This window comes from Bacillus sp. SIMBA_005 (assembly GCF_046535585.1).
In the GTDB taxonomy this organism is placed as follows: domain Bacteria; phylum Bacillota; class Bacilli; order Bacillales; family Bacillaceae; genus Bacillus; species Bacillus pumilus.
Window position 1 is genome coordinate 1 of the sequence record NZ_JAWRWI010000574.1, and the last position, 264, is coordinate 264.

Annotated in this window: 1 protein-coding gene; it reads left to right on the forward strand. The window is 70.8% G+C overall.

Annotated features, from left to right (window positions below; translation table 11 throughout):
- A partial coding sequence (locus SB660_RS21350; protein WP_410584402.1) for a phage tail tape measure protein occupies positions 1-264 on the forward strand: 264 nt, incomplete at both ends.

Sequence of the window (264 nt, forward strand, 5' to 3'; positions counted from 1 at the left end):
CGCGAAGAACACCGAGTTCGACGCTGCCATGTCGAACGTGCGGGCCGCGACGATGGCCACGGCGGAGGAGCAGCGTGCTCTCGGCGAGGCTGCACTCGACGCGGGCGCCGACACCGCCTACTCAGCGTCCGAGGCCGCGGCTGCGCAGGAGGAACTCGCGAAGGCCGGACTCTCCGTGTCGTCCGTCATCGGCGGCTCACTGAACGGCGCCCTGGCTCTCGCCGCGGCCGGTCAACTGCAGGTCGCCCGAAGCGCCGAGATCAT